Raw genomic sequence first — 21,007 nt, forward strand, 5'->3', positions numbered from 1 at the left:
TGCAATTGTTCCAGCAGCGCAAAAGTTAAGGAAACTGTACAAATCTCTCACTGTTCCGTCAAGGCTTTACGAGAATTCGAACGGGGCGTAGAGTGTCTCATGTAAAGTTAGTTTTGTCGTGAACGAGGAGAGAACGCTCAAAATGACACGTATTTCAGTGACAACGGCGTCAAGATCCGTCGTTGGTCTCAGCTTGCTCATCGGATTGTTGGCGGTCTCCTTCTCATCCATTTTCATCGAGTGGTCGAAGGCACCTGCAGCAATCATCGGAATGTATCGGTTATGGATGTCCGTCATTCTATTCATGCCTATGGCGTGGAACAAAAGGCGAGAACTTGTCGCTCTATCGAGAAAAGATATCGGACTTGTTCTATTATCAGGCCTATTTCTCGGTCTACACTTTTTGTTTTGGATTCAATCTTTGAAAGAAACGTCTGTCGCCTCGTCGATGATCATTATTTCGCTTGAGCCCATTTTTGTTCTCATCGGCTCCATCATCGTGTTCCGCGAAGGTGCTAGCAGGAAAGCCGTTTTCAGTATGGGCCTTGCCGTATTCGGTTGCGTCGTGGTGGCCTCCGGTGACATGACACGAGGCAGTGGACATCTGTGGGGAGACCTACTGTCTCTGATCGGGACAGTCGCTGTGTCCGTGTACATGATAGCCGGTCAAAAGCTGCGTAAAAGCGTCTCAGGTACAACGTACAATGTACTCGTCTTTTTTGTCGCTGGCCTCGTTTTGTTTCTCTTCAACATTGGCACGCGTTCACCCCTCTTCGGGTACAGCGGGCAAGATTGGTTGATGTTCGCGCTGCTGGCCGTCGTCTCCACGGTACTTGGCCACGGCATCTTCAACTGGCTGCTGTCTTCGGTTGCCGCGACAACCGTGTCGATGACCATTTTAGGTGAACCGGTTGGCGCAATCGTACTTGCCTTTTTCTTATTGGGCCAACCGATCCTGTTACTTCAAGCCCTTGGAGGCGCAATATGCCTCATTGGCGTTTTTGCGTTTCTGCGACTGAATCACTCAGGCAAGAGCAATGACGAAGAATACCCACCCGGCGAGAAAACACAACCCGCCTAAGGGCGTGATCGCACCTAATGCTTTGACGCCAGTTGTACTCAGAGCGTAGAGGCTTCCCGAGAAAAGGACAACGCCGACGGCAAACAGCCACCCGGATATATGCATGGCCCGACCGCCGATGCCCATCCGCAAAAGAATTCCAACAGCGATAAGCGCCAGTGCATGATACATCTGGTACTGGTCACCTGTATGAAACACACTCAACATGTCCGGTGATAATCGATCCTTCAAAGCATGGGCGCCGAAAGCGCCCAGTGCCACGGACAAGAACGCAAAAACCGCTCCTGTTACAGCAAACCCCATTCTACTCATCCTTTCCGAATGTTTCAGTGCTGCACTACTTGGTTAATCGAGTTGAGGTGCCTTGCGGTACTTCGTCGCCTGTTCAAAGTCATAGGCAAGGCCAATCAGCTCCGCCTCCGAAAACGCCGTACCCGTGAACGTCAGTCCGACCGGTTGTCCCGCTTTGGTATACCCCGCGGGGACGGTTATGGACGGATATCCGGCTTTCGCGGCGATGCTGCAACCGAAATACGACGGAAACACGAGCGCCGCCAATCCATGTTCCTGCAGTGCCCCATCAATTCCGTCCTCACGTGACCACTTCAAATCACGGAGACGCTGTTGAAGATATTTTGCTTCGGTCAACGATCCGCTCGTTTCCTCTGCCAAACGAAACAGTGCCTGGTCATATCGCAGTGCGATCTCGGCGTGATCGTCGTTGTAAGCGATAAGCTCTGCCAGTGTGCGCGCGGGTAAAGTAGCCTCCGTCTTTGCCAAGTAAGCATTGAGCGCGACTTTAAATTCGTGAATCATCACGTCGATGTTTTCATTCAGCTCAGGCGTGGGCAGTTCAAGCGGATCGACGAGCGTTGCCCCTTTTTCTCTCAGCACATTTACAGCGGCATCGAAGACTTCTCGCTCTTCGTCGGACAGGCCTTTGTGATAATACCCCCGAGGAACGCCAATGCGGACGCCAGCCAGTTTCCCCACGCGCAGTTGCGACATATAGTCGCGGGCGAGATGGGCGGTCGACGCAGTTGCGGCGTCAGCCTTATCCTCCCCGGCAATGACTTGGAGGATTCTGGCTGCGTCAGACACCGTCCGCGTCATGGGACCCGCGGTGTCTTGGCCCATGGAGATGGGGATAATTCCGGTTCTGCTCACTAACCCAACAGTTGGTTTAATTCCAACCAGACTGTTGTTGCTGGCCGGGCTGAGAATAGAGCCACTCGTCTCCGTACCGATGGCTGCCACGGCAAACCCTGCGGCAACCGCTGCACCACTTCCCGCACTCGATCCGCCCACGTCAAACCGCCCCGGCCCATACGGGTTCAACGTCTGTCCGCCGCGGGAACTGTATCCGTTCGGCATGTGATCACTGATGAAATTGGCCCACTCGGTGAGATTCGCCTTGCCCAAAATGACCGCTCCCGCCTCGCGCAGACGTTTTACAACAGGTGCGTCCTGCGCAGCCCGGTGAGTTGCCATCGCTACGGACCCGGCGCTGGTGTGCATGAAATCTGCCGTGTCCAGGTTATCTTTGACTAAAATCGGGATACCATGAAGAGGCCCACGCCAAACACCGCGTTCCCTGTCTCTATCAAGTGCCTGTGCGATGGCTAACGCGTCTGGATTGACTTCAATCACCGCTCGAATTTGCGCACCATCTTGGTTATGTAACGCGATCTGCTCAAGGCATTTGGAAACGATGTCAAACGAGCTGAGTTTCCCTTGCTGCTGTTGTAACAGCAGTGTGTCAATATCCCACATCATGAAATCGAGCATTATTGTCCAGACCTTCCTCGCTAGAAATGAAAGTGTTCTCTGTCCGAGTTTCGCACACTAAGCTCTCATTGACAACGAAGAAGGTTGGCAGCCGGACATGGAAAGGTCCATGTGCCGCCGTATAAGCTTAGGCATTCGGCGAATACTTCAAGTGGTGTGATCGACTCACATATTCTTATTGGGAGGGTGCGACTTGGCAGATGTAAAACTTGCGATCATTTACTACAGTTCTACAGGCACAAACCATAAAATGTCCCTTGCCGCTGCGGACGCTGCGAAGGAACTGGGGGCCGATGTCAAAGTCTTAAAAGTGCCTGAACTCGCGCCCGAGGAAGCCATTGCGGCAAACGCGGGGTGGAAGGCACACTACGAAGCGACGAGAGATGTGCCGGAAGCAACCGCCAATGATATCGAATGGGCGGACGCCTTGATTTTCAGCGTACCGACCCGGTTCGGCAACGTACCATCCCAAATGAAACAGTTCCTCGACACGCTCGGTGGCTTATGGGCACAAGGAAAAACCATCAACAAAGTCGTCAGTGGCATGACAAGCGCTCAAAATGCACATGGCGGTCAAGAAGCCACGCTATTTTCCCTGTACACAAGCATGTACCACTGGGGCGCCATTGTGGTCGCACCTGGCTACACAGACCAGTCCCTGTTTGGAGCAGGTGGTAATCCGTACGGAACCAGTGTGACGGCTGTCGAAGATGGTAGTATTTCCGAAGCGTCCATCGGGGCAATCAAGCACCAGGCTCGACGGGTTGTGACGGTTGCGGACTGGATCAAAAAAGGCCAAGCATGAATGTAAATTGTCTACTGGTAACGTAAATTAGGCTGAGCCGTGTGGCTCAGCCTAATTTACGTGAAACCGGAACTCCACCTAGTTGCTTATTGAAAGTTGTTCGCACCGTAAAATCCAGAGCTCATAGCGCCTTGGTTGCCGCCGAATGCTGCGTTAGACAGGTCCTCTTGAATATGCTGACGTACCTGTTGTGGATTTGTGCCGAATTGGCCCAGTGTACCACCGAAAGCGCCAGCTTGGCTGCCCATGCCCATTGCAGCGCCTTGTGCACCCATACCCATCATGCCAGCACCTTGTCCACCCATACCCATCATGCCGGCACCTTGTCCACCCATACCCATCATGCCAGCACTTTGGCCTTGGTTACCACCAAATGCTGCGGTTTGCAAGTCCTCTTGAATGTGTTGACGAACTTGTTGTGGGTTGGTGCCGAATTGACCCAGCGTGTTGCCACCAAAAGCACCAGCTTGGCCGTCCATGCCCATACCAGCACCTTGTGCGCCCATGCCCATCATGCCAGCACCTTGACCTTGGCTACCGCCAAATGCTGCGTTTTGCAAGTCCTCTTGAATGTGTTGACGAACTTGCTGTGGGTTGGTGCCGAATTGACCCAGCGTGTTGCCACCAAAAGCACCAGCTTGGCCGCCCATGCCCATACCAGCACCTTGTCCACCCATGCTCATGCCAGCGCCTTGTGCACCCATACCCATACCCATACCCATGCCAGCGCCTTGGCCTTGGCTTCCGCCAAATGCTGCGTTTTGCAAGTCCTCTTGGATATGTTGGCGAACTTGCTGAGGATTTGTCCCAAACTGACCGAGCGTGCTGTTGCCAAATTGTTGACCAAACTGCGCTTGTGCACCATAGCCGAGCTGTTGGCCCTGTTGGCCGCGTACTTGTGCAGGTACAGAGCTAATCGCTTGTTGCATAGCAGCGCCATTCACGGAGCCTTGTCTAACGGCCATGCCGCCCATTTGTTGACCGCCAAACGCACTCTGCAAGTCTTCTTGGATGTGTTGACGAACAACTTGCGGATCCGTTCCGAATTGGCCAAACGTGCTGTTGCCGTACTGTTGGCCCATCTGCGATGCGCCGCCAAAACCTTGATTCATCGCATTGAAGCCACCAAATGACTGATTGCCAAACTGTTGCATTTGTTCAGCTCCCTTTCAATATTGGAGTAGGGTCATGCGGTTAAAGTATGCGCACATATTTGGTGGCACATGCGCTCTTATTTCATATATGCAACCTTTTTCAGGAAAAAAGTTTGCTAAGGAAGAGCCGTTCATGTGCCGGCACAACGCAAAGAAGGGGCTAAGATTCCCTGTCAGACCCGACAGAGTATCTAGCCCCATAAAAAACACCAGGATTAAACCTTTTCAGCCATCGACCAATCGTGTGTCATGCTGCCTTCAAGATACTTTTCGACGTCCATCGCAGCTTTGCATCCTGACCCGGCCGCAGTGATCGCTTGGCGATAGCGAGCATCCATCACGTCACCGCAAGCAAAAACGGCTTCAACTGATGTTTGAGATGTTGCACCTTGGGTAACGATGTACCCTACTTCGTCCGTGACCACTTGGCCATTTAGGAACTCGGTATTTGGCCGATGCCCGATTGCCACGAAAACCCCATCCGCTTCAATGACTCTTCGTTCCCCTGTGTCGTTGTCGACGACTTGAAGTCCAGTGACTTTGTTCCCGTCGCTTTTGACCTCTTCTGTTGTCACGTTCAAGACCCATTTGATTTTCTCGTTTGCACGGGCGCGCTCTTGCATCACTTTCGATGCGCGCAATTCGTTACGGCGATGAACGATTGTAACTTCCGAGGCGAATTTCGTTAAGAACGTCGCTTCCTCCATGGCGGAGTCGCCGCCACCGACAACTATGACTCGCTTGTTTCTAAAGAAGAACCCGTCACACGTGGCACAGGTTGAAACCCCGCGACCAATCAAGTCGGATTCCCCAGGGATGCCGAGCATCTTCGCCGAGGCACCAGTCGCAAGAATGACTGCGTCTGCTGTGTACTCCTTGTCCTTGTCCACCGTGACGCGAAGCGGCTTGGTGCTAAAGTCAACGGACGTTGCTCTCCCCCGCTGGAACTCGGCTCCAAAGCGCTCTGCCTGCTTCTTCATGTTGTCCATCAGCTCGGGTCCCATGATGCCGTCAATAAACCCTGGGAAGTTTTCGATCTCGGTCGTCAACGTAAGCTGTCCACCCGGCTCGTCACCTTCGATGACCAACGGTTCCAGATTAGCGCGGGCACTATATATGGCGGCCGTATATCCGGCCGGACCGGTTCCAAGAATCATAACCTTGCGATGTTCCATGTAACATCCCTCCGTGTTTAATATTGCCACAGGATCGCACAATAAAAAAGTAAGCTAGGTTCGCAGATGACATGTTGCCCTGCGTCCTCAACCGTAGACACCTAAATTGACACGTCAGCATATATCCCTGCACGCTCGTCGAACTGGAGATTCACCGTAACTTGACGTGGCGCTACGCGCTCTCGATTGGATACGAAATCGGCCACGGCATCAACCAAATCCTTTTCGCTTAAAGGAGGCTCGGAATAACCGTTTATACGAATCCCCGCACTAAATCCGTCACGAGGATGGTACATCAACTCGACATCAACATCTTCCGGCGCGCACCGACGAATGTCAGCAACGTATTCGCAACATGCATCCGCGACGGCTTGTTCGTCAAGATAACGATAGGATGGGTCATCACGACCAAACACGTTTATCCCCTCCAGTTATGCGTCGACCAACGTGTGATAACGCACCTGATCCGTCATAGGATCCCCTATATACGACGCCGCAATGTATCAGGGTCGCCAGACCAAGGGCAATGTCTATTCTATATTATATCCGGCGCATTGACCCAGGTTGCGGATACACTGGCGGCGGCACAAACTAACTGGCCATCCTTCACTACGATATCAAAACGAGCCCGCGTTACCTCGGGAACGTCTTCGACCCACTGTGATAGGCGCAGAATCATATCAATGACCGTATCCCTACAATTCTTATCAAAAGAACCTTCATATCTTCCACGTGCTTCCCGCCAAATACCCTCTGCATCTGCATCCGTCAACGGTACCAGCCGCATTGCGGGGACGAGTGGTTGTCCGACTTGATCCTGGACAGTGGATTCACCAGAAGTATGCCCACCCAAGTCAAGTCGAATCAACGGTCCGAACAGTGGGTCTGAATCGACTCGAACGACGATTTGAGCTTGCGGCGGCTGAACTTTCTCATTTTCGAACTCGAGCGATATACCCAGAGACTGAACGACACTTCGAACCTGCTTTTCGTTCAGCGACGTAGATGTCGTCATCGTGTCAAATGCACTCCGGATGGTGTCGCGTGCAGCCTGTGTGTCGATGTCCGCCAAATCCGGAATATGACCAGGATCACGATCCCGATACTCATGATACGCTGATACCTTTGCAAGCGCTCGAACAGCCTGCTCTGGGAATGGATAGATAGGAATCTGCCTGTCAGAATCCACTTCGAGATAGCGAACACGGTAATCGCCAGTCGTCAGGAAGTTCGCCACAACTGGCTTTTCATACGGATGGCGGACGCCGGGCTGCGGCGGATCGTTTGCTACTTCGCACAGGGCGGCGGAAATCGCCACGCGCACAGCTTCCTCATACGAAGGACCGACCGGTGTGAACAGGACGACGACGGCATCGACGGCCGGATCGCGTAAAACCTGTGGCAGCACTACACGATAGCTTTCAGCCAAGGCCTCAAAACCGAGATTCATCACCGGTGACACGAACTCAAGACCTTCCCTCAATAAACGATCAACCGTCATCACCGCCCCTCCCGCAGTGTTCGTCACGATGGCCACACGACGGCCCGCATGGCACTCACCTGCACGCAGAAGGACAGCGACGTCGAATAATTCCTGGAGTGTATCCACGCGGATGATACCGGTCTGCCGAAACATGGCTTCCACTGTTGCATCCTCAGCGGCCACAGCCACGGTCCGACTCTTTGCAACGTCAACGCTCACGGGCGTGCGTGCGCTCTTGACGGCCAAAATCGGCTTGTTGCGCGTGATCCGCCGCGTAATGCGCGTGAATTTTCGCGGATTACCAAACGATTCAAGATACAGTAAAATCATGTCCGTCTCTGGATCAGACTCCCAGTACTGAAGTACGTCGTTACCCGATACATCCGCCCGATTGCCCAGGCTGACAAAACTCGAAATGCCCAGCCCAATGCGCGTTGCATAGTCCAGTATGGTGATCCCCAGGGCACCGGAGTGCGAGGCAATGGCAACACGACCGTGTTCCGGAACCTGGGGTGAAAAACTTGCATTTAATTGTAACTCTGGATCCAGTTGAATGAGTCCAAGACTGTTTGGCCCAATTAAACGACATCCTGCAGTGCGGAGTCGCTGTAAAAGCTCCCTCTCCAACTCCCTGCCTGGCGGATCGGTATCCGAAAACCCTGAGGAGACAACCATGACAGCCTTGACACCCGCGGCGATACAATCGTCGACGACAGAAAGGATCTGACTGGCAGGAACGACAAGAACGGCGAGATCGACCGGCTCGGGCACGTCGGCGAGCGTGGGATACGCTTTCACAGCGGCGACTGACGCTGCCGTCGGGTTGACCGGGTAGACCGTGCCCCGATAGTCGCTGTTCAGTATATGACGGAATATCACATGACCGAGTCGATCCGGCGTCCGCGAAGCTCCCACGACTGCGACCGACCTCGGATGAAAAAAGCTGTGTAGTGAGGCCGCCGTTGCCAGTCGTTCACGCGTCTCCTGCAAAGCACGACTGCGTTCATTATGTCGGAGTGTCCAAACCAAGTGAATGACACCTGACTCCTGATTGCTTGTCATGGAAAAACCGCTCGCTCGGAACACATGCATCATGCGTTCGTTGTCCGTGTGAACGTTCGCCTCGAACTGCCGAATGCCATTTAAATATGCGCGTTCAGCTAGATTCTCTAACAACAAGGACCCTAGACCTCGATGTTGAGCATTGTCGTCAACGAGAAATGTAACCTCGGCACTGTAATCGCCCACTCGTTGATAGCTACCTATTCCAAGGGCCCGATGACCATCTGTACACATTAGCGTGAGGGCAGATGCGCCTCCATCCCCCACCATCTTCGCAATGGTTGTATCGTCAAACTCACGAATAACTTGAAAGAATCGAAAGTATAAGCTTTCTTCCGAAGCAGATAAGAGGAGATTTCGAATTAGTTCCTTATCTGTTGGTGTATTTTCAGCCTTGCGCAAATCGGCAACGTATCCGTCCCGCAGGATGACGCGAGCCATAAGAATGTCCCCCTGGTATGTACCGAAGTATACAAAAAGGCTACCCAAGCACGTGCACCCAGGTAGCAAGCATAGCGTATTACTTTTGATAAGCCCCGTCTAGGAATGTCTCCACTTGCTCCTTTGACTTGGCGTCGCGGCTGAATAAACGCGCTACTTCTTTACCGTTGTCATATGCAATAAATGTTGGAATGCCCAAAATCTCCAGCTTCTCACCGAGGTCAGGAAGTTCGTCGCGATTCGCTCGTACCATGGAAAACGAGTCCTTGTACTTCTCTTCCCATTCCCCAAAGTACGGCTCGATCCGCTTACAATCAGGACACCAGTCTGCGTAGAACTCCACCATGACACGACCCTTACTTGTCGTTTGATTGTATTCGTCGTTTGACCGAATGTCGTTCATTATTGGGTCTCCTCTCTTTACGGTCCTATTATACCGCGAAGCACCGATGTGGAAAAACTCGACACAATATTGTCGAACGAGCTCGGTGATATTAAACCATAATTCGTCGTACCGGTGAAGGAGGAAAAAAGGATGCCCCAGCACTTCACAAGCATGAACACGCAAAACACGCTCATTGATGCTTCAAATGCCTTGGACAAGGCCGAAAATGCAGTGAGGCAGGTACAATCCCATACGACAAAGACGATGATTGCCCAGGCAGAACAGTCCATCGATCACGCTGAACAAGCCGTTCAGGCAACACAAAATGCGGACAATCAAATTGCCGCCCGTAGCCTCAAGGCCCGACTTGAAAATACGATCGAAACTTTGGCCGATACCCAAAGCGAGCAGTGAACGATCAAACAACCCACGCCATATGGTAAATCGAGGTTGTTCGAGCTGTTCGTTGGAGGTGACCTTGATGAAGATCAATACGTTCGTCAGGCTGGGTTCGCTCGCGTTCGGTGTCGCTCGCGATGAGAAAGTCCAGGAATTGTTCAAAATGGCTCACAAAGGCGCAAAACGGCGCGGTCTACTACAACCGCCACCGCAGCACCCATACAACGGTTGGCGCTCAGGTAAACAGTAAAGACCCGAAGGAGGCCTAGTCGTTTTCGTCCATAGCCGGTTCAAAGTTTAGCGGCAAGCGCAACAGGACGGTGGTACCTTCTGCCAACTTGCTACGCACATGGAGGGTACCGCCATGCGCTTGTACAATTCGTCGACTGACCAATAAGCCAAGTCCAGTGCCTTTTTCTTTTGTCGTGAAAAAAGGTTTGCCTAAGAGTTCCAAGTCTTCCTCGGGGATACCCGGACCGTTGTCTTCCACAGAGATTTCGATAAAATCCTCCTTCGATCTCAGCGTGATTCGAATCACCCCGGACTCATGGAATGCTTCGACAGCATTTTTTATAATGTTTACGAGTACCTGCTTCATTTGGTTTACATCACACTGGATGATAACCGGCGCCTTCGGTAAATCGAGTTGAATCGAAACGTTATGTAAGAGTGCTTCCGCATTCATTAGGGTGACGACTTCTTCTATGATATTCCGAACAATCTCCGAACGAAATACGGCAACCGCAGGTTTTGCGAGTGCCATCATCTCGCCAACTATGAGTTCAATTCTCGAAAGTTCACTCTGGACAATCTGAAGGTAACGCATCTGGGTTGGCGTTGACCCCTCTTCCATCAGTCGACAGAACCCGCGTATTGCCGTTAAGGGATTGCGGATTTCGTGAGCGACCCCAGCAGCCAATTGCCCAACGCCAGACAACTTGTCCGACAAGCGAAAAATCTCCTCCGCACGCTTCCGTTCGGTTAAATCCTCGACAATGAAAAAGTATCCTTCCATCGTCCCAGCCGACGTAACCATTGGTACACGCGTCACGGCAACGGGGACAGTATGCCCACGACGATGGACAAGTTCCATCTCAAGAGGTTTAATTTCACGGTCCAACGTCCCTGCATGATTCCAAAGAAGCCACGAACGAATCTCTCCGTGATACGGGGTGGGTACGATGTCAGTAATGTGATTGACCTGGTGCCTATCCCGAAGTGTAAAGCCAACGAGACGTTCAAAAGCCTGGTTTACTTCCACGATCTCGCCTTTTAAGTTCACTGCAACAATTCCGTTCGGATTTTGATGAAGGAGGGATTGGTATCGCTTTTCACTCTTCCGCAGTTGATTTTCTGCTTCCTTCCTGACAGAAATGTTTCGCACGACTGCAACAAACCCTGAAAGAATGCCGTTGTGTCGAATGGCATGAATAGCAACGTCGACATCCACTGTGTGATTGTACTTATCTCTTGCCCTCGTCTCATAAAAACACAGTGCGTTATCGTCCCCGTCTGACAGTTGCCTGCGAACTAGAGACAAGTCTATTCCCGCTAGATCTTGGACATAGAGGTTGACCACTTCATCCGACTTCCAGCCAAAAATCCGTTCGAAAGCTGGGTTAACTTCCATTAATGTCCCGTTGACATCAATCACCATGATGGCATCTGCGGAATTCCCCACGAACGACGTCAACATACTTTGCGTTGTTCGAAGTTCATGTTGCATGTCCAAAAAGTCGGTAATATCACGCATAACGACAAATCGACCGTGGATTCTGTCATCCTCCTTGATGGGCACGGTTAACCACAGAATATTGCGTGATTGTCCGTGAACATCTCGGATAAGCAAATGGTCGCTTGTGTTCCAGCGAATTTCGTCGGGCGTGACACCCAAGCGAGTAAGAAATCGCGTAAAGTCCATGCCAATGAACGTACGTTTGGTATCTCCCAGGAAAGTTGTCAGTGCTTCATTTATTTCGACAATGATATCATTGCGGTCAAGGCGCATCATACCAAACGGATGATGTAAAAATAGCTGTTCGTATCGAACTTTCATACTGAGGGTTTCACTGTACTGAAGAGTCTTGGCAAGGTTAACGGCCATTAGTGACAATAAGCGTTCATCCGTTTTATGTATTTTGAGCTTCGTTTTGTGATAGACTGCGAAGAGTCCAAAAATGCGCCCATCAAGGACAACGGGTACGATCCACAATGACCGTGCACAAACGATTCGGAGGACGGTATCAAAGGCCCCCAATGATGGGTGTGCTTCCACATCGTCAACCACGACGAGCCGCCGTTCAACAAGCGATTGGCCCACAAAATCAGCGTCCGTTCCCATGTATGGAAAGACTGGATGTACTTCTTTCGGGATAGCGTCAAAACCTGGACCTGGTCGCAAGGCATGGGAGGACTCATCATAAATAAACGTTAAACAACCATCGTATTCAGAATCAAGAATTTCAGACACCAAGTGGCGGAATTCACTTTCCACGCTGTTCTGATCATCCAAGGAATTCCAGCCAAATGCGTTGTCGTTCAACACAACGCTCACACCCTTGTCGTTGCCGAAATGTCTAGATATTCCTCCCTATATGATAACAGCCTACCACCGTCAGTGACTAGTGTGTAAAGTATGAGGAATATGTTTATTATTTGGGTCGCCTTGTTCGTACACTCGTTCTTACATGCTTTATACCACTGCGACCGGCTTTTTTCGATTACGGAACATGGACGCTACGAATAGTAACGCCGGAATGAGAACGCAATTAATCGGAAAAATGTACCGAATCCAAATTCGGTTCAAATAAATGTCCCTCGTAAACGTGAAAGGCAGAAACATCGCCAAGGCCAATACGATAGCTGAAACGAAATAAATGACGGCACTTCTATTTAGTTTAGGAAACCAAACCCTCAAATTGATATCCGTGATGCAGGTGTAAAGGTTCCCCCTTGCTTTCGATCACGGATAAATTACCCAATACCTACCTTTCCATTCGTGATGGCCTCTTCAAATCTGTGTTGTATAAAAAATACGGACGACAATGTCGTCCGTTCAATCAGGAGTGGCGTGGACTACCATGATGACGCGGCTGATGCATTCGGCTCCCTCCGTCTCAGGACGAGAGCCGACGAAACGTGATGATCAGTTGATCACGATATCGTTTAATATCGATAATTTTGATTTCATTCCGTTCAACGGCGGCGTGTAAATCGCGAAGCAGCAACTGATTTTGAGCTTCATCCATGTGAGTAAAGATCACCGTCTCGAAGGGTGAATCAAGTTGCATTGTCTCTCCCTCCAACCCGAACCACCCAACGTGTTCTCCGTAGTTCATGTTGTTATCTAAAGGATATGAGGAGACCGACATGTCCGTCAACGAGTTTTGTTAGTTTACCTAACATGAATTCAACTATATTTATATTCATGTCAGATATCCTTACAGACTGAACGTCTGAGACGGGCAAGGACTTGAAGGAGGCTGCCAAACATGTCATAAGGGGCTACCGCCGTACCTCTGGCGATAACCCCTTATCGTCTCCTTCACGACCGTACTGCTCCACGCACCAAGAGGACGACGAAAAACACGATGAACAACGTACAAAAACCGATAATCCAAGGTGTTAACCCATACATCTCTCCTCGACCCTTTCAAACGTGCTACACATACGCATGACAGCCTATGCATACATGGGCCGAAGCGGATGGGCCAATGTTCCGGTACGGACATCCTTCAACGAAAATAAACGGTTGCGGTCAATCGGAAAGATTGCCGATTTACGCGTATAGATGATTGAATACACTCAATGGTGTAAAATAAAGCGTTGTCAATTACAGTTGCGCTCGGCGCCCCGAGGAAATTCAACTGTACATCAATTGTAAGTTTATGATTCGACGTTATACATGTATGATCATCACATGTATGAAGAAAGGTCCCCGACAGTTGGGGATGGGCAAAAAGAGGAGGCGCTTCGACGTGGTATCGGAAAAAGTTGAAGTGAAAAGCGAAGCCGGGCTGCACGCTCGCCCAGCATCAAATTTTGTCAACACCGCACAGCGGTATAAATCAGATGTGAAGTTGACTGTAAATAACAAGACCGTGGACGGGAAAAGCATTTTGGGTATTTTGAGTCTTGGCATTGCGAAAGGGACCGAAATCGAAATCACGGTGAGCGGCCCCGACGAACAAGAAGCGCTGGCCGCACTGATTCCGGTTGTTCAGAGTTGACATGACATAAAGACATACATCACGTGTCTGGGAATTTGGGGGAAAAGGACATGCAAAAGTTACAAGGTGTGGCGGTCTCCGAAGGGATCGCCATGGGTCCTTGTTTTGTTTTAGATGAACGCGATCTCGACATTCAACCAGCAACGACGTCAGATCCTGACGGCCAATGGAATCGCATTTTACAAGCAAAACAACAAGTTCAACAGAGCTTAGAAAATCAGGTAGCACAGTTCGGCGACAGTGCGCATGCGGAGATTTTAACAGCCCACTTGACGATGCTCAGTGACCCAGAGTTAGCATCCGGCATCGAAGCCTCTGTGAAAGAAAACCGAGAGACTGCGGAATATGCAGTCAGTCACAACATTCTATCCTACGCCGACATGCTTGAGTCCCTGCCAGACGAGTACCTGCGCGAACGGGCTCAAGATTTACGAGACATTCGACTGCAATGGTTGAATGCGCTGTTAGGAAGGACTGGCGTCGCGAATGCACCGAAGGGTTCTGTCATTTGCGCGGTTGAGCTCTTGCCGAGCCAATTCCTGCAAGTGCGATCAAACGGTGTAGCAGGCATCATAACCGAACAAGGTGGAACCACGAGCCATGTATCCATCCTTGCACGTAATTTTGGTATTCCCATGGTGACGGGCGTTTCCAACTCGTCATTTGTAAATGGCACCACTGTGGCATTAAACGGCATGGACGGGCATGTGACGATCTCGCCAGACGAAGAGACACAAACCAAGCTCATCCAGGAACGTAATGAATTTGAATCCAGAATGAAAGACGCATTTGCGAACCGGCATTTGGAAGCGAAGACGTCGACGGGTCGTGTCGTTGAAGTCGCCGCAAATATAGGTGGTCCGGACGATCTGGAAAGCGTGATCGAAAACGGTGCTGACGGCATTGGCTTATTCCGAACTGAGTTTCTCTTTATGGACCGTGCTTCAGCCCCCACAGAGGACGAGCAGTATGAGGCATACCGCCAAGTAGCGGAAGGGATGCAAGGAAAACGTGTCGTCATCCGAACACTTGATGCAGGTGCGGATAAGAAGGTTTCCTACCTTGAGTTTGATGACGAAGAGAATCCGTTCCTTGGTGTGCGCGGACTCCGTTACACGTTGCGTTTCCCGGAACTCTTTCAGACTCAACTGAAAGCAGTCCTTCGTGCTGCTGCGCACGGGAAAATATCGCTCATGTTCCCCATGGTCACCAATGTCGCGGACGTTGAAGCGGCCATTCAAGCCGTTGAGGACGCGAAAACAGCCCTGTCGGCTGAAGGGAAATCATTTGGTGAAGTCGAGCTTGGGGCGATGATCGAAGTCCCGGCCGCTGCCCTCATAACGGATTTGCTTGCGGAAAAGCTGGACTTTGTCAGTGTCGGAACAAATGACCTGATTCAGTACACCACTGCTTCGGACCGAATGAATCCGAATGTTACAGAGTGGTATGAACCAACGCATCCAGGCCTCTGGCGCTTGCTGGAACAAGTCGCTGCCGGTGCCCTTCAGCACGGTGCATGGGTTGGCATGTGCGGCGAATTGGCTGGCACACTGGAATTCGTTCCGAAACTCGTGGAACTCGGGTTTGAGGAACTCAGTATGTCACCCAAACGCATCGGCCTGGTCAAAACGGCCATTCGCGAGCTGTAACGGTTGTAACTACTACAAGAAGCAGTTCATGTTAGCAAAACGAAAGGCCTACTCATTCCGCCTGATGGCGGTGAATAGGCCTTTCTCTGCGACAACGGACCATCTTGAACGAATTCTACGGGAACGATCTCGTCGGCTCTATCTCGTCCACTTAGCGAATGAGGATGTCAGGTCTCTCATATTTCACGCCGTCATGCGTGACGGTGAGGTATTCCCAATCACCCGTATGCGTGAGAAATGTGTTAGCGTCTTGCTCCACGAGAATCGTGTCCTCCGATTTAATCCCACGGATGGCTGGATTCCAAGCGTAGACCTCATTTGTTTGAATGACTTCGTTCGTCTCCAGACTCGCTAAATATTCACGAGAAGCATATGCGGTTGGTCCACCTTGATGCAAGAAACGCCAATCGTCCGGGTAGCCCACTTCACGATACGCGTCAATCGCCGTCTGAAAGACATCCGACACCCGCTTCCCGGGTCGCGTCGCCGCATTCATGCGGACGTCAATATAAGCGCACTTTTCCCGATTCTCCTGCAAGTTATCATCAAGCTTCCCGAAGTGCACGAACCGTGTCACATTGGCGATCAGGCCATGACGGCGAGCACAAACCACCATCATGGCGTACTTGTCGAGTTGCTTCGCCGTCGGAATGGGGTGGCGATACCTAAAGATGCGCTCGTCCGTCGCGACTAGAATCACGTGTGGTGTGCAGCCTCGCTCTGCAAGGCCCGACATAAGCTGAGCACCGATAGCGAACTCCGACTGCCCCTGCTGAATGCGCTTGGCCACCCCCTCGAGTACCTGTGCCGCGTCCAAACAAAGTGCCTTGTACTGCGAAACTTGTCTTTCTCCTAAGCGGCGCCGAATGCTCGACAGTTCATTTGAAACCACTCGAGCATCGCCAAAGGGCACGTCAGATGCAACCTTTTTTCCCTTGAGTAACGTTTGGAGTGTAGGTTCAACGCCTTCCGTCCATTTCACCGAAACCAATTCAACAGGACGATCCTTCAGCTCTTCCTCTTGAATGCGCGATGCTTCTATTTCTGTTGTGATCACCAAAACCCTATCGTGGAGGACCACGATATCCGCCACACCTGTTGTCAGTTCCAGTTCAATATGATTGTCTTGTCCGTCCGTCAACCACGCAAAATTCGATCTCGTCCGCAACAGCAGCGCGTCCACATTCAGCGCATCCATAAGCGCCCGACACTGTGCAACTTGTTTTTCCATCGATGATCACCTCGTAGAATCGTCGTAACCGTTCGGATGTGAACTGTGCCATTTCCAAGCGTCGCTGATAATTGTAGCGAGGTCACGGCGCACGGGTGTCCACCCCAACACCTGTTGCGCCTGTGAGGAATCAGCGATGAGTTGCGGCGGATCTCCTGCCCTGCGGGGTGCGACTTGTGCAGGAATCGGGTGCCCGGTCACAGTCCGTGCCACTTCAATCACCTCGTTGACAGAGAAGCCGTTCCCGTTGCCAAGATTGAACGCGTTCACACCCGCGTCGTGTTCGCGCAAGTATCGAACTGCCAAGCGATGCGCACTCGCCAAGTCCATCACATGGATATAGTCGCGGATACACGTACCGTCCGGTGTCTCGTAATCATCACCGAACACTTGGATATGAGGTCGCTGTCCCAGGGCAACTTGCAAAATAATCGGGATCAGGTGACTCTCTGGTCGGTGGTCCTCACCGATCGGCAGTGAGCCGTGCGCACCTGCAGCGTTGAAATACCGGAGGGAAATGGATGACAAACCATGCGCTCGGTGCGTCCAGTGGAACATCCGCTCGATGGCCAGTTTCGTCTCCCCATACGGGTTCTCCGGCTGCTTCGCATCGGCTTCCGAAATGGGTACACGAGATGGTTTTCCATAAACAGCAGCCGTGGACGAGAAGACAATACGAAGTACTCCTGCCTCAACCATAGCTTGCAGAAGCTTTCCGGTGGCAGCGACGTTGTCGTCGTAATATTTGAGCGGATTCGTGACACTCTCTCCCACAAGGGAGTCGGCTGCAAAATGAATGACCGTGTCGACAGCGTGATCGTTCATGATTGTGACGAGCTGTTTCGTATCCCGGATGTCACAATTGTAAAAAGGCACATTGAACGCTTCCAAAACAGCGCCGCGGTGCCCCGTCTGAAGATTGTCCACGACAACAACCGATTCGCCCGCAGCCACTAATTCGGCAACCGTGTGGCTGCCGATATATCCGGCACCACCTGTAACCAATACACTCATTTCGCGATCTCTCCCTCATCCAATTCCCGTGCACCGTCGCCGATTGAACTGACATAGAACGTCGGCTCAAGTGCCGTTTGCTCCGTGTAACGCTTCGCCACCAGCGACTGAAACGCCTCCACTCGATCCGCCCGAACGATACTAACCGTACAGCCACCGAAACCAGCACCGGTCATTCGCGAGCCGATGCAGCCCTCGACTTCCCATGCCGCCTCAACGAGGGCATCAAGCGCCGTGCCCGTCACCTCGTAATCATCGCGCAGAGACTCGTGGGACTGGTTCATCAAGCAGCCAAACTGTTCTAAATCACCGGCGCTGAGCACGCGAACAGCATCCTTTGCACGCTTGTTTTCCGTCATAATGTGTCGTGCGCGTTTGAGTAGGACAGGTTCATTCTCCAGGACCTCGTAAACCTCCTGCCATCGACTTTCGGGAATGTCAGCGAGGTACGCCCATCCCGCGTCCAAGTGGGAGACCCGGCTCAGCGCATCTTCGCATTCTTGACGGCGCTCGTTGTACTTCGAATCAGCCAATCCCCGACGATGATTGGTGTTGCTGATAACGAGGCGATAGTCTCCCAGCACAACGGGAACCAGTGTGTACTCGAGTGTTTGGCAGTTGAGTGAAATGGCGTGATCGCGCCGCCCCATCGCCACGGCAAACTGATCCATGATCCCGCAGTTGACACCCACAAAATGGTTCTCCGCGTGCTGAGACAACCGCGCGATTTGTTCCGGACCGATGGACTCTCCACTCAAGGAAGAAACTGCCGTCCCAGTGACGACTTCAAGGGCCGCCGAGCTGGACAATCCGGCACCGTTTGGCAAGTTGCTATAGAAGAAAAAGTCTCCTCCCGTAAACGTTACATGCAGAGAGGATTGAATGGCGTCGATGACCCCTTTCGGATAGTTCGCATAGTCATCCTCGTTGTCGTAACGGAGCGAACTCAACTTTCTTTCCACAGCCTGAGGAAACTCCATTGAATAGAACCGTACGATGCCGTCTGTTCGCGTCCTCACCCAAGCCCAAACGCCCATGGTCAAAGCGGCAGGGAATACGAAACCGCCGTTGTAGTCTGTATGTTCACCAATCAGGTTCACCCGACCCGGCGCAAAAAACATCCGAACCGCTTGCCTAGGCCCCGGCGAGAATTGTTCAAACTGACGCCACAGGGTTTCCTGCTCATGCATTGCGATCCATCTCCTCTCTCACTTTGGAAATGGCCGCACGCAATTCGACTGCCGTGTTCTCTACAGCGAGCGGGTTGCACGGTGCCCAAGCACCTGTTTCAGATGAGGCCAGATATTTAATCCGATCCGCCGCACGAAGTGGTGGATAAAACTCAATATGAAAATGGTAATATTGCGATGCATCTTCCCCGTTGACGGGGTGTTGGTGCACGGCCATCATATACGGAAACTCGCGATGAAAGAGTTGGTCCATGCCGCCTGTGACCTGTTTCAAAATCGTCGCCAAGTCATCTTTCTCTTCATCCGTAAACTCAGCGATGCTCGGTTTGTGCGATTTTGCCGCGATAAAGGCACCATACGGATAGTCTGTAAAGAATGGAATGTAGCTGATGAAATGCTTCGTTTCACATAGGACGCGCTTCTCAAACGCGACCTCCTCCGCGTTGATGTCGCAGACGAGACAGTGCCCCGTCTCCTCATGATGAATTTTGGACGATTCCAATTCCACGCGAATTTTTTGCGGAACATACGGATATGCGTAAATCTGACCATGAGGATGCGGCATCGTCACGCCGACCTCCGGGCCGCGATTTTCAAAAATGAAAATATATTTGTGCTTCGGGTCACGACTCAACTCAACAAACCGTTCCTGCCACAGGTCAACCAATTTGCGAATGTGGCTCACCGGAAGTTGCGGCAACGTGGTATTGTGGTCCGATGAATAGAGAACAACTTCACACTTGCCATATGCAGGGGCAACCTTGTAAAGCCCCGTGGCCACATCATCCGGTGTCGGTGGAGTCGGTGACAATGCCGGAAAGTCATTATCGTATTGATATACATCATAGTGATCCGGAACCTTGCCAGAACCCGGGCAAAACGGACAATCCGTCTTTGGCATATTGGGTCGGTTTTGGCGGTTGGATGCGACCATTGTCCAATCGCGGAGCAATGGATTATATCGAAGTTCAGCCACGTCAAGTCCCTCCAGGTAATCAGATTAAAAGTCGTGTCTCAAGTCGCAATATGAACTTGAATGCCGAGTTCTTTCGCAACGCTTGTCTCGGGTGTATCGGTGTCCGTGACAATATCGTCGATCTCGTCAAGCGCCGCAATGTGCGCGAGGGCTTCAACACCCCATTTTGTGTGATCGAACAGCAAAACCACGCGATCCGACTTACGCATCAGCACTCGGTTGATGGATGCCTCGAGAACGTTTGGTGTAGACAGGCCATTTTCACGATGGATTCCGTGGACACCCATGAACAGAAGATCCGTGTGTAACTGGCTTGCAGCAGTTTCCGCCAAGGGGCCAACGAGTGCGTCCGAAGGGGTTCGAAAGTGTCCACCGGTCAAGTAAATGTCATGATATCCGTTTGACGTCAAACCCAGCGCGACATTCGTCGAGTTGGTCACAAACGTCAAATCCTGAAACCCCCGAATCGACTGTGCAAGCGTCCAGGTGGTCGTTCCTGCCGTGAACCCGATGGTCATCCCCGGCTCAATCAACTTGAGAGCGGCCCGGGCAATCTGTTGCTTGCTCTCCTGTTGGAGAACGCGCTTGCTCATAAAACTGACTTCACTCGCGGTGCCCTTGACTTGCCCGCCACCGACAACGGTTTCAACTAACCCCTCATCCTTCAAATTCCGTAAGTCACGTCGTATCGTTACCTCTGACACACCTAACTCATCCGCCAGGTCCCGGTATGATACGAAACCGTGTTTGGAGAGGAGTGTTAGCAGGGCTTCCCGGCGCTCATGCGGATACATGACACCACATCCTCGTTAAATTCCTCTCTTCATCTTATCATATTTTATCTTCAATTGTTCTTTGTATGATAAAAAATGATAAACCAAAGGACCATTATGTATCATTTGGTCAGAACAAAAACGCTGTCGTCACAGGAAACACGGTCCTTGA

At 51.5% G+C, this 21,007-nt stretch carries 20 protein-coding genes; 6 read left to right on the top strand and 14 right to left on the bottom strand.

Translation table 11 applies throughout. The features are described from left to right. Nucleotides 1-142 precede the first annotated feature (142 nt). Entirely contained in the window at nucleotides 143-1,081 is a 939-nt protein-coding gene (locus NZD86_RS16905) for a DMT family transporter (protein WP_268043226.1), read from the top strand. On the opposite strand, the gene NZD86_RS16910 is transcribed toward NZD86_RS16905, so the two are convergent. Beyond that, on the bottom strand, nucleotides 1,025-1,384 hold the full coding sequence (locus NZD86_RS16910) for a DUF423 domain-containing protein (RefSeq protein ID WP_268043227.1): 360 nt from the start codon (nucleotides 1,382-1,384) through the stop codon (nucleotides 1,025-1,027). The genes NZD86_RS16905 and NZD86_RS16910 overlap by 57 nt on opposite strands. Before the next feature lie 42 nt (nucleotides 1,385-1,426). Continuing rightward, entirely contained in the window at nucleotides 1,427-2,857 is a 1,431-nt protein-coding gene (locus NZD86_RS16915; protein WP_268043228.1) for an amidase family protein, read from the bottom strand. A gap of 205 nt (nucleotides 2,858-3,062) precedes the next feature. Between NZD86_RS16915 and wrbA the strand changes: the two genes are divergently transcribed. Next, nucleotides 3,063-3,674, top strand: coding sequence for an NAD(P)H:quinone oxidoreductase (gene wrbA / locus NZD86_RS16920; RefSeq protein ID WP_268043229.1), 612 nt, complete (start codon nucleotides 3,063-3,065; stop codon nucleotides 3,672-3,674). Nucleotides 3,675-3,760: 86 nt separating this feature from the next. Here the strand turns inward: wrbA and NZD86_RS16925 are convergent, their stop codons facing one another. The 5 genes from NZD86_RS16925 to NZD86_RS16945 form a co-directional block, all read right to left on the bottom strand. Then, nucleotides 3,761-4,828 carry a hypothetical protein gene (locus tag NZD86_RS16925; RefSeq protein WP_268043230.1) on the bottom strand — a complete coding sequence of 356 codons (1,068 nt, stop codon included), beginning with the start codon at nucleotides 4,826-4,828 and terminating at the stop codon, nucleotides 3,761-3,763. A gap of 215 nt (nucleotides 4,829-5,043) precedes the next feature. Beyond that, nucleotides 5,044-6,003: a thioredoxin-disulfide reductase gene (trxB, locus tag NZD86_RS16930; RefSeq protein ID WP_268043231.1), complete on the bottom strand. Its 960-nt coding sequence runs from the start codon at nucleotides 6,001-6,003 to the stop codon at nucleotides 5,044-5,046. Nucleotides 6,004-6,104: 101 nt separating this feature from the next. Next, nucleotides 6,105-6,419 carry a DUF2653 family protein gene (locus NZD86_RS16935; RefSeq protein WP_268043232.1) on the bottom strand — a complete coding sequence of 105 codons (315 nt, stop codon included), beginning with the start codon at nucleotides 6,417-6,419 and terminating at the stop codon, nucleotides 6,105-6,107. 119 nt (nucleotides 6,420-6,538) lie between these two features. After that, nucleotides 6,539-8,989: a bifunctional acetate--CoA ligase family protein/GNAT family N-acetyltransferase gene (locus NZD86_RS16940; RefSeq protein ID WP_268043233.1), complete on the bottom strand. Its 2,451-nt coding sequence runs from the start codon at nucleotides 8,987-8,989 to the stop codon at nucleotides 6,539-6,541. A gap of 79 nt (nucleotides 8,990-9,068) precedes the next feature. After that, nucleotides 9,069-9,392 carry a thioredoxin family protein gene (locus NZD86_RS16945; protein WP_268043234.1) on the bottom strand — a complete coding sequence of 108 codons (324 nt, stop codon included), beginning with the start codon at nucleotides 9,390-9,392 and terminating at the stop codon, nucleotides 9,069-9,071. Nucleotides 9,393-9,524: 132 nt separating this feature from the next. Between NZD86_RS16945 and NZD86_RS16950 the strand changes: the two genes are divergently transcribed. After that, entirely contained in the window at nucleotides 9,525-9,788 is a 264-nt protein-coding gene (locus NZD86_RS16950) for a hypothetical protein (protein WP_268043235.1), read from the top strand. A gap of 67 nt (nucleotides 9,789-9,855) precedes the next feature. Next, complete coding sequence (locus NZD86_RS16955) at nucleotides 9,856-10,023, top strand: hypothetical protein (protein WP_268043236.1); 168 nt, start codon at nucleotides 9,856-9,858, stop codon at nucleotides 10,021-10,023. A 15-nt stretch (nucleotides 10,024-10,038) separates the two neighbouring features. Here NZD86_RS16955 and NZD86_RS16960 read toward each other — a convergent pair whose 3' ends face one another. Together NZD86_RS16960 and NZD86_RS16965 are read right to left on the bottom strand one after the other, a co-directional pair. Further along, nucleotides 10,039-12,327, bottom strand: a complete 2,289-nt coding sequence (locus NZD86_RS16960) for a PAS domain S-box protein (protein ID WP_268043237.1) — start codon at nucleotides 12,325-12,327, stop codon at nucleotides 10,039-10,041. A 562-nt stretch (nucleotides 12,328-12,889) separates the two neighbouring features. Further along, nucleotides 12,890-13,063 (bottom strand): hypothetical protein, encoded by a 174-nt coding sequence (locus NZD86_RS16965; RefSeq protein WP_268043238.1) that lies wholly within the window; start codon nucleotides 13,061-13,063, stop codon nucleotides 12,890-12,892. 687 nt (nucleotides 13,064-13,750) lie between these two features. Here NZD86_RS16965 and NZD86_RS16970 point away from each other — a divergent pair. Continuing rightward, nucleotides 13,751-14,002, top strand: a complete 252-nt coding sequence (locus NZD86_RS16970; protein ID WP_326492580.1) for an HPr family phosphocarrier protein — start codon at nucleotides 13,751-13,753, stop codon at nucleotides 14,000-14,002. A 50-nt stretch (nucleotides 14,003-14,052) separates the two neighbouring features. Next, nucleotides 14,053-15,651: a phosphoenolpyruvate--protein phosphotransferase gene (gene ptsP / locus NZD86_RS16975; protein ID WP_268043239.1), complete on the top strand. Its 1,599-nt coding sequence runs from the start codon at nucleotides 14,053-14,055 to the stop codon at nucleotides 15,649-15,651. A 151-nt stretch (nucleotides 15,652-15,802) separates the two neighbouring features. Here the strand turns inward: ptsP and NZD86_RS16980 are convergent, their stop codons facing one another. The 5 genes from NZD86_RS16980 to NZD86_RS17000 are packed head-to-tail and all read right to left on the bottom strand — an operon-like array spanning nucleotide 15,803 to nucleotide 20,856. Continuing rightward, a complete protein-coding gene (locus tag NZD86_RS16980; RefSeq protein ID WP_268043240.1) occupies nucleotides 15,803-16,882 on the bottom strand; it encodes a M24 family metallopeptidase in 1,080 nt (359 codons plus the stop codon). A gap of 6 nt (nucleotides 16,883-16,888) precedes the next feature. Further along, nucleotides 16,889-17,896 (bottom strand): UDP-glucose 4-epimerase GalE, encoded by a 1,008-nt coding sequence (galE, locus tag NZD86_RS16985; protein WP_268043241.1) that lies wholly within the window; start codon nucleotides 17,894-17,896, stop codon nucleotides 16,889-16,891. Further along, nucleotides 17,893-19,086: a galactokinase gene (locus NZD86_RS16990; RefSeq protein WP_268043242.1), complete on the bottom strand. Its 1,194-nt coding sequence runs from the start codon at nucleotides 19,084-19,086 to the stop codon at nucleotides 17,893-17,895. The genes galE and NZD86_RS16990 overlap by 4 nt, the downstream gene beginning before the upstream one ends. Then, entirely contained in the window at nucleotides 19,079-20,062 is a 984-nt protein-coding gene (galT, locus tag NZD86_RS16995) for a galactose-1-phosphate uridylyltransferase (protein ID WP_268043243.1), read from the bottom strand. Before galT ends, NZD86_RS16990 begins: the two co-directional genes overlap by 8 nt. A gap of 38 nt (nucleotides 20,063-20,100) precedes the next feature. Continuing rightward, entirely contained in the window at nucleotides 20,101-20,856 is a 756-nt protein-coding gene (locus NZD86_RS17000) for a DeoR/GlpR family DNA-binding transcription regulator (protein WP_268043245.1), read from the bottom strand. Between the last annotated feature and the right edge of the window lie 151 nt (nucleotides 20,857-21,007).

The sequence above is a fragment of the Alicyclobacillus dauci genome (genome assembly GCF_026651605.1).
GTDB classification, from domain to species: Bacteria; Bacillota; Bacilli; order Alicyclobacillales; family Alicyclobacillaceae; genus Alicyclobacillus; species Alicyclobacillus dauci.

Bases quoted from the DNA above. Each gene is read 5' to 3' on its own strand.
- NZD86_RS17000 (WP_268043245.1), bottom strand. From the start codon at position 20,856: ATGTATCCGCATGAGCGCCGGGAAGCCCTGCTAACACTCCTCTCCAAA.
- NZD86_RS16950 (WP_268043235.1), top strand. From the start codon at position 9,525: ATGCCCCAGCACTTCACAAGCATGAACACGCAAAACACGCTCATTGAT.
- NZD86_RS16955 (WP_268043236.1), top strand. From the start codon at position 9,856: ATGAAGATCAATACGTTCGTCAGGCTGGGTTCGCTCGCGTTCGGTGTC.
- NZD86_RS16990 (WP_268043242.1), bottom strand. From the start codon at position 19,086: ATGCATGAGCAGGAAACCCTGTGGCGTCAGTTTGAACAATTCTCGCCG.
- NZD86_RS16925 (WP_268043230.1), bottom strand. From the start codon at position 4,828: ATGCAACAGTTTGGCAATCAGTCATTTGGTGGCTTCAATGCGATGAAT.
- NZD86_RS16910 (WP_268043227.1), bottom strand. From the start codon at position 1,384: ATGGGGTTTGCTGTAACAGGAGCGGTTTTTGCGTTCTTGTCCGTGGCA.
- trxB (WP_268043231.1), bottom strand. From the start codon at position 6,003: ATGGAACATCGCAAGGTTATGATTCTTGGAACCGGTCCGGCCGGATAT.
- NZD86_RS16905 (WP_268043226.1), top strand. From the start codon at position 143: ATGACACGTATTTCAGTGACAACGGCGTCAAGATCCGTCGTTGGTCTC.
- NZD86_RS16965 (WP_268043238.1), bottom strand. From the start codon at position 13,063: ATGCAACTTGATTCACCCTTCGAGACGGTGATCTTTACTCACATGGAT.
- NZD86_RS16945 (WP_268043234.1), bottom strand. From the start codon at position 9,392: ATGAACGACATTCGGTCAAACGACGAATACAATCAAACGACAAGTAAG.
- NZD86_RS16940 (WP_268043233.1), bottom strand. From the start codon at position 8,989: ATGGCTCGCGTCATCCTGCGGGACGGATACGTTGCCGATTTGCGCAAG.
- ptsP (WP_268043239.1), top strand. From the start codon at position 14,053: ATGCAAAAGTTACAAGGTGTGGCGGTCTCCGAAGGGATCGCCATGGGT.
- galE (WP_268043241.1), bottom strand. From the start codon at position 17,896: ATGAGTGTATTGGTTACAGGTGGTGCCGGATATATCGGCAGCCACACG.
- NZD86_RS16980 (WP_268043240.1), bottom strand. From the start codon at position 16,882: ATGGAAAAACAAGTTGCACAGTGTCGGGCGCTTATGGATGCGCTGAAT.
- NZD86_RS16915 (WP_268043228.1), bottom strand. From the start codon at position 2,857: ATGATGTGGGATATTGACACACTGCTGTTACAACAGCAGCAAGGGAAA.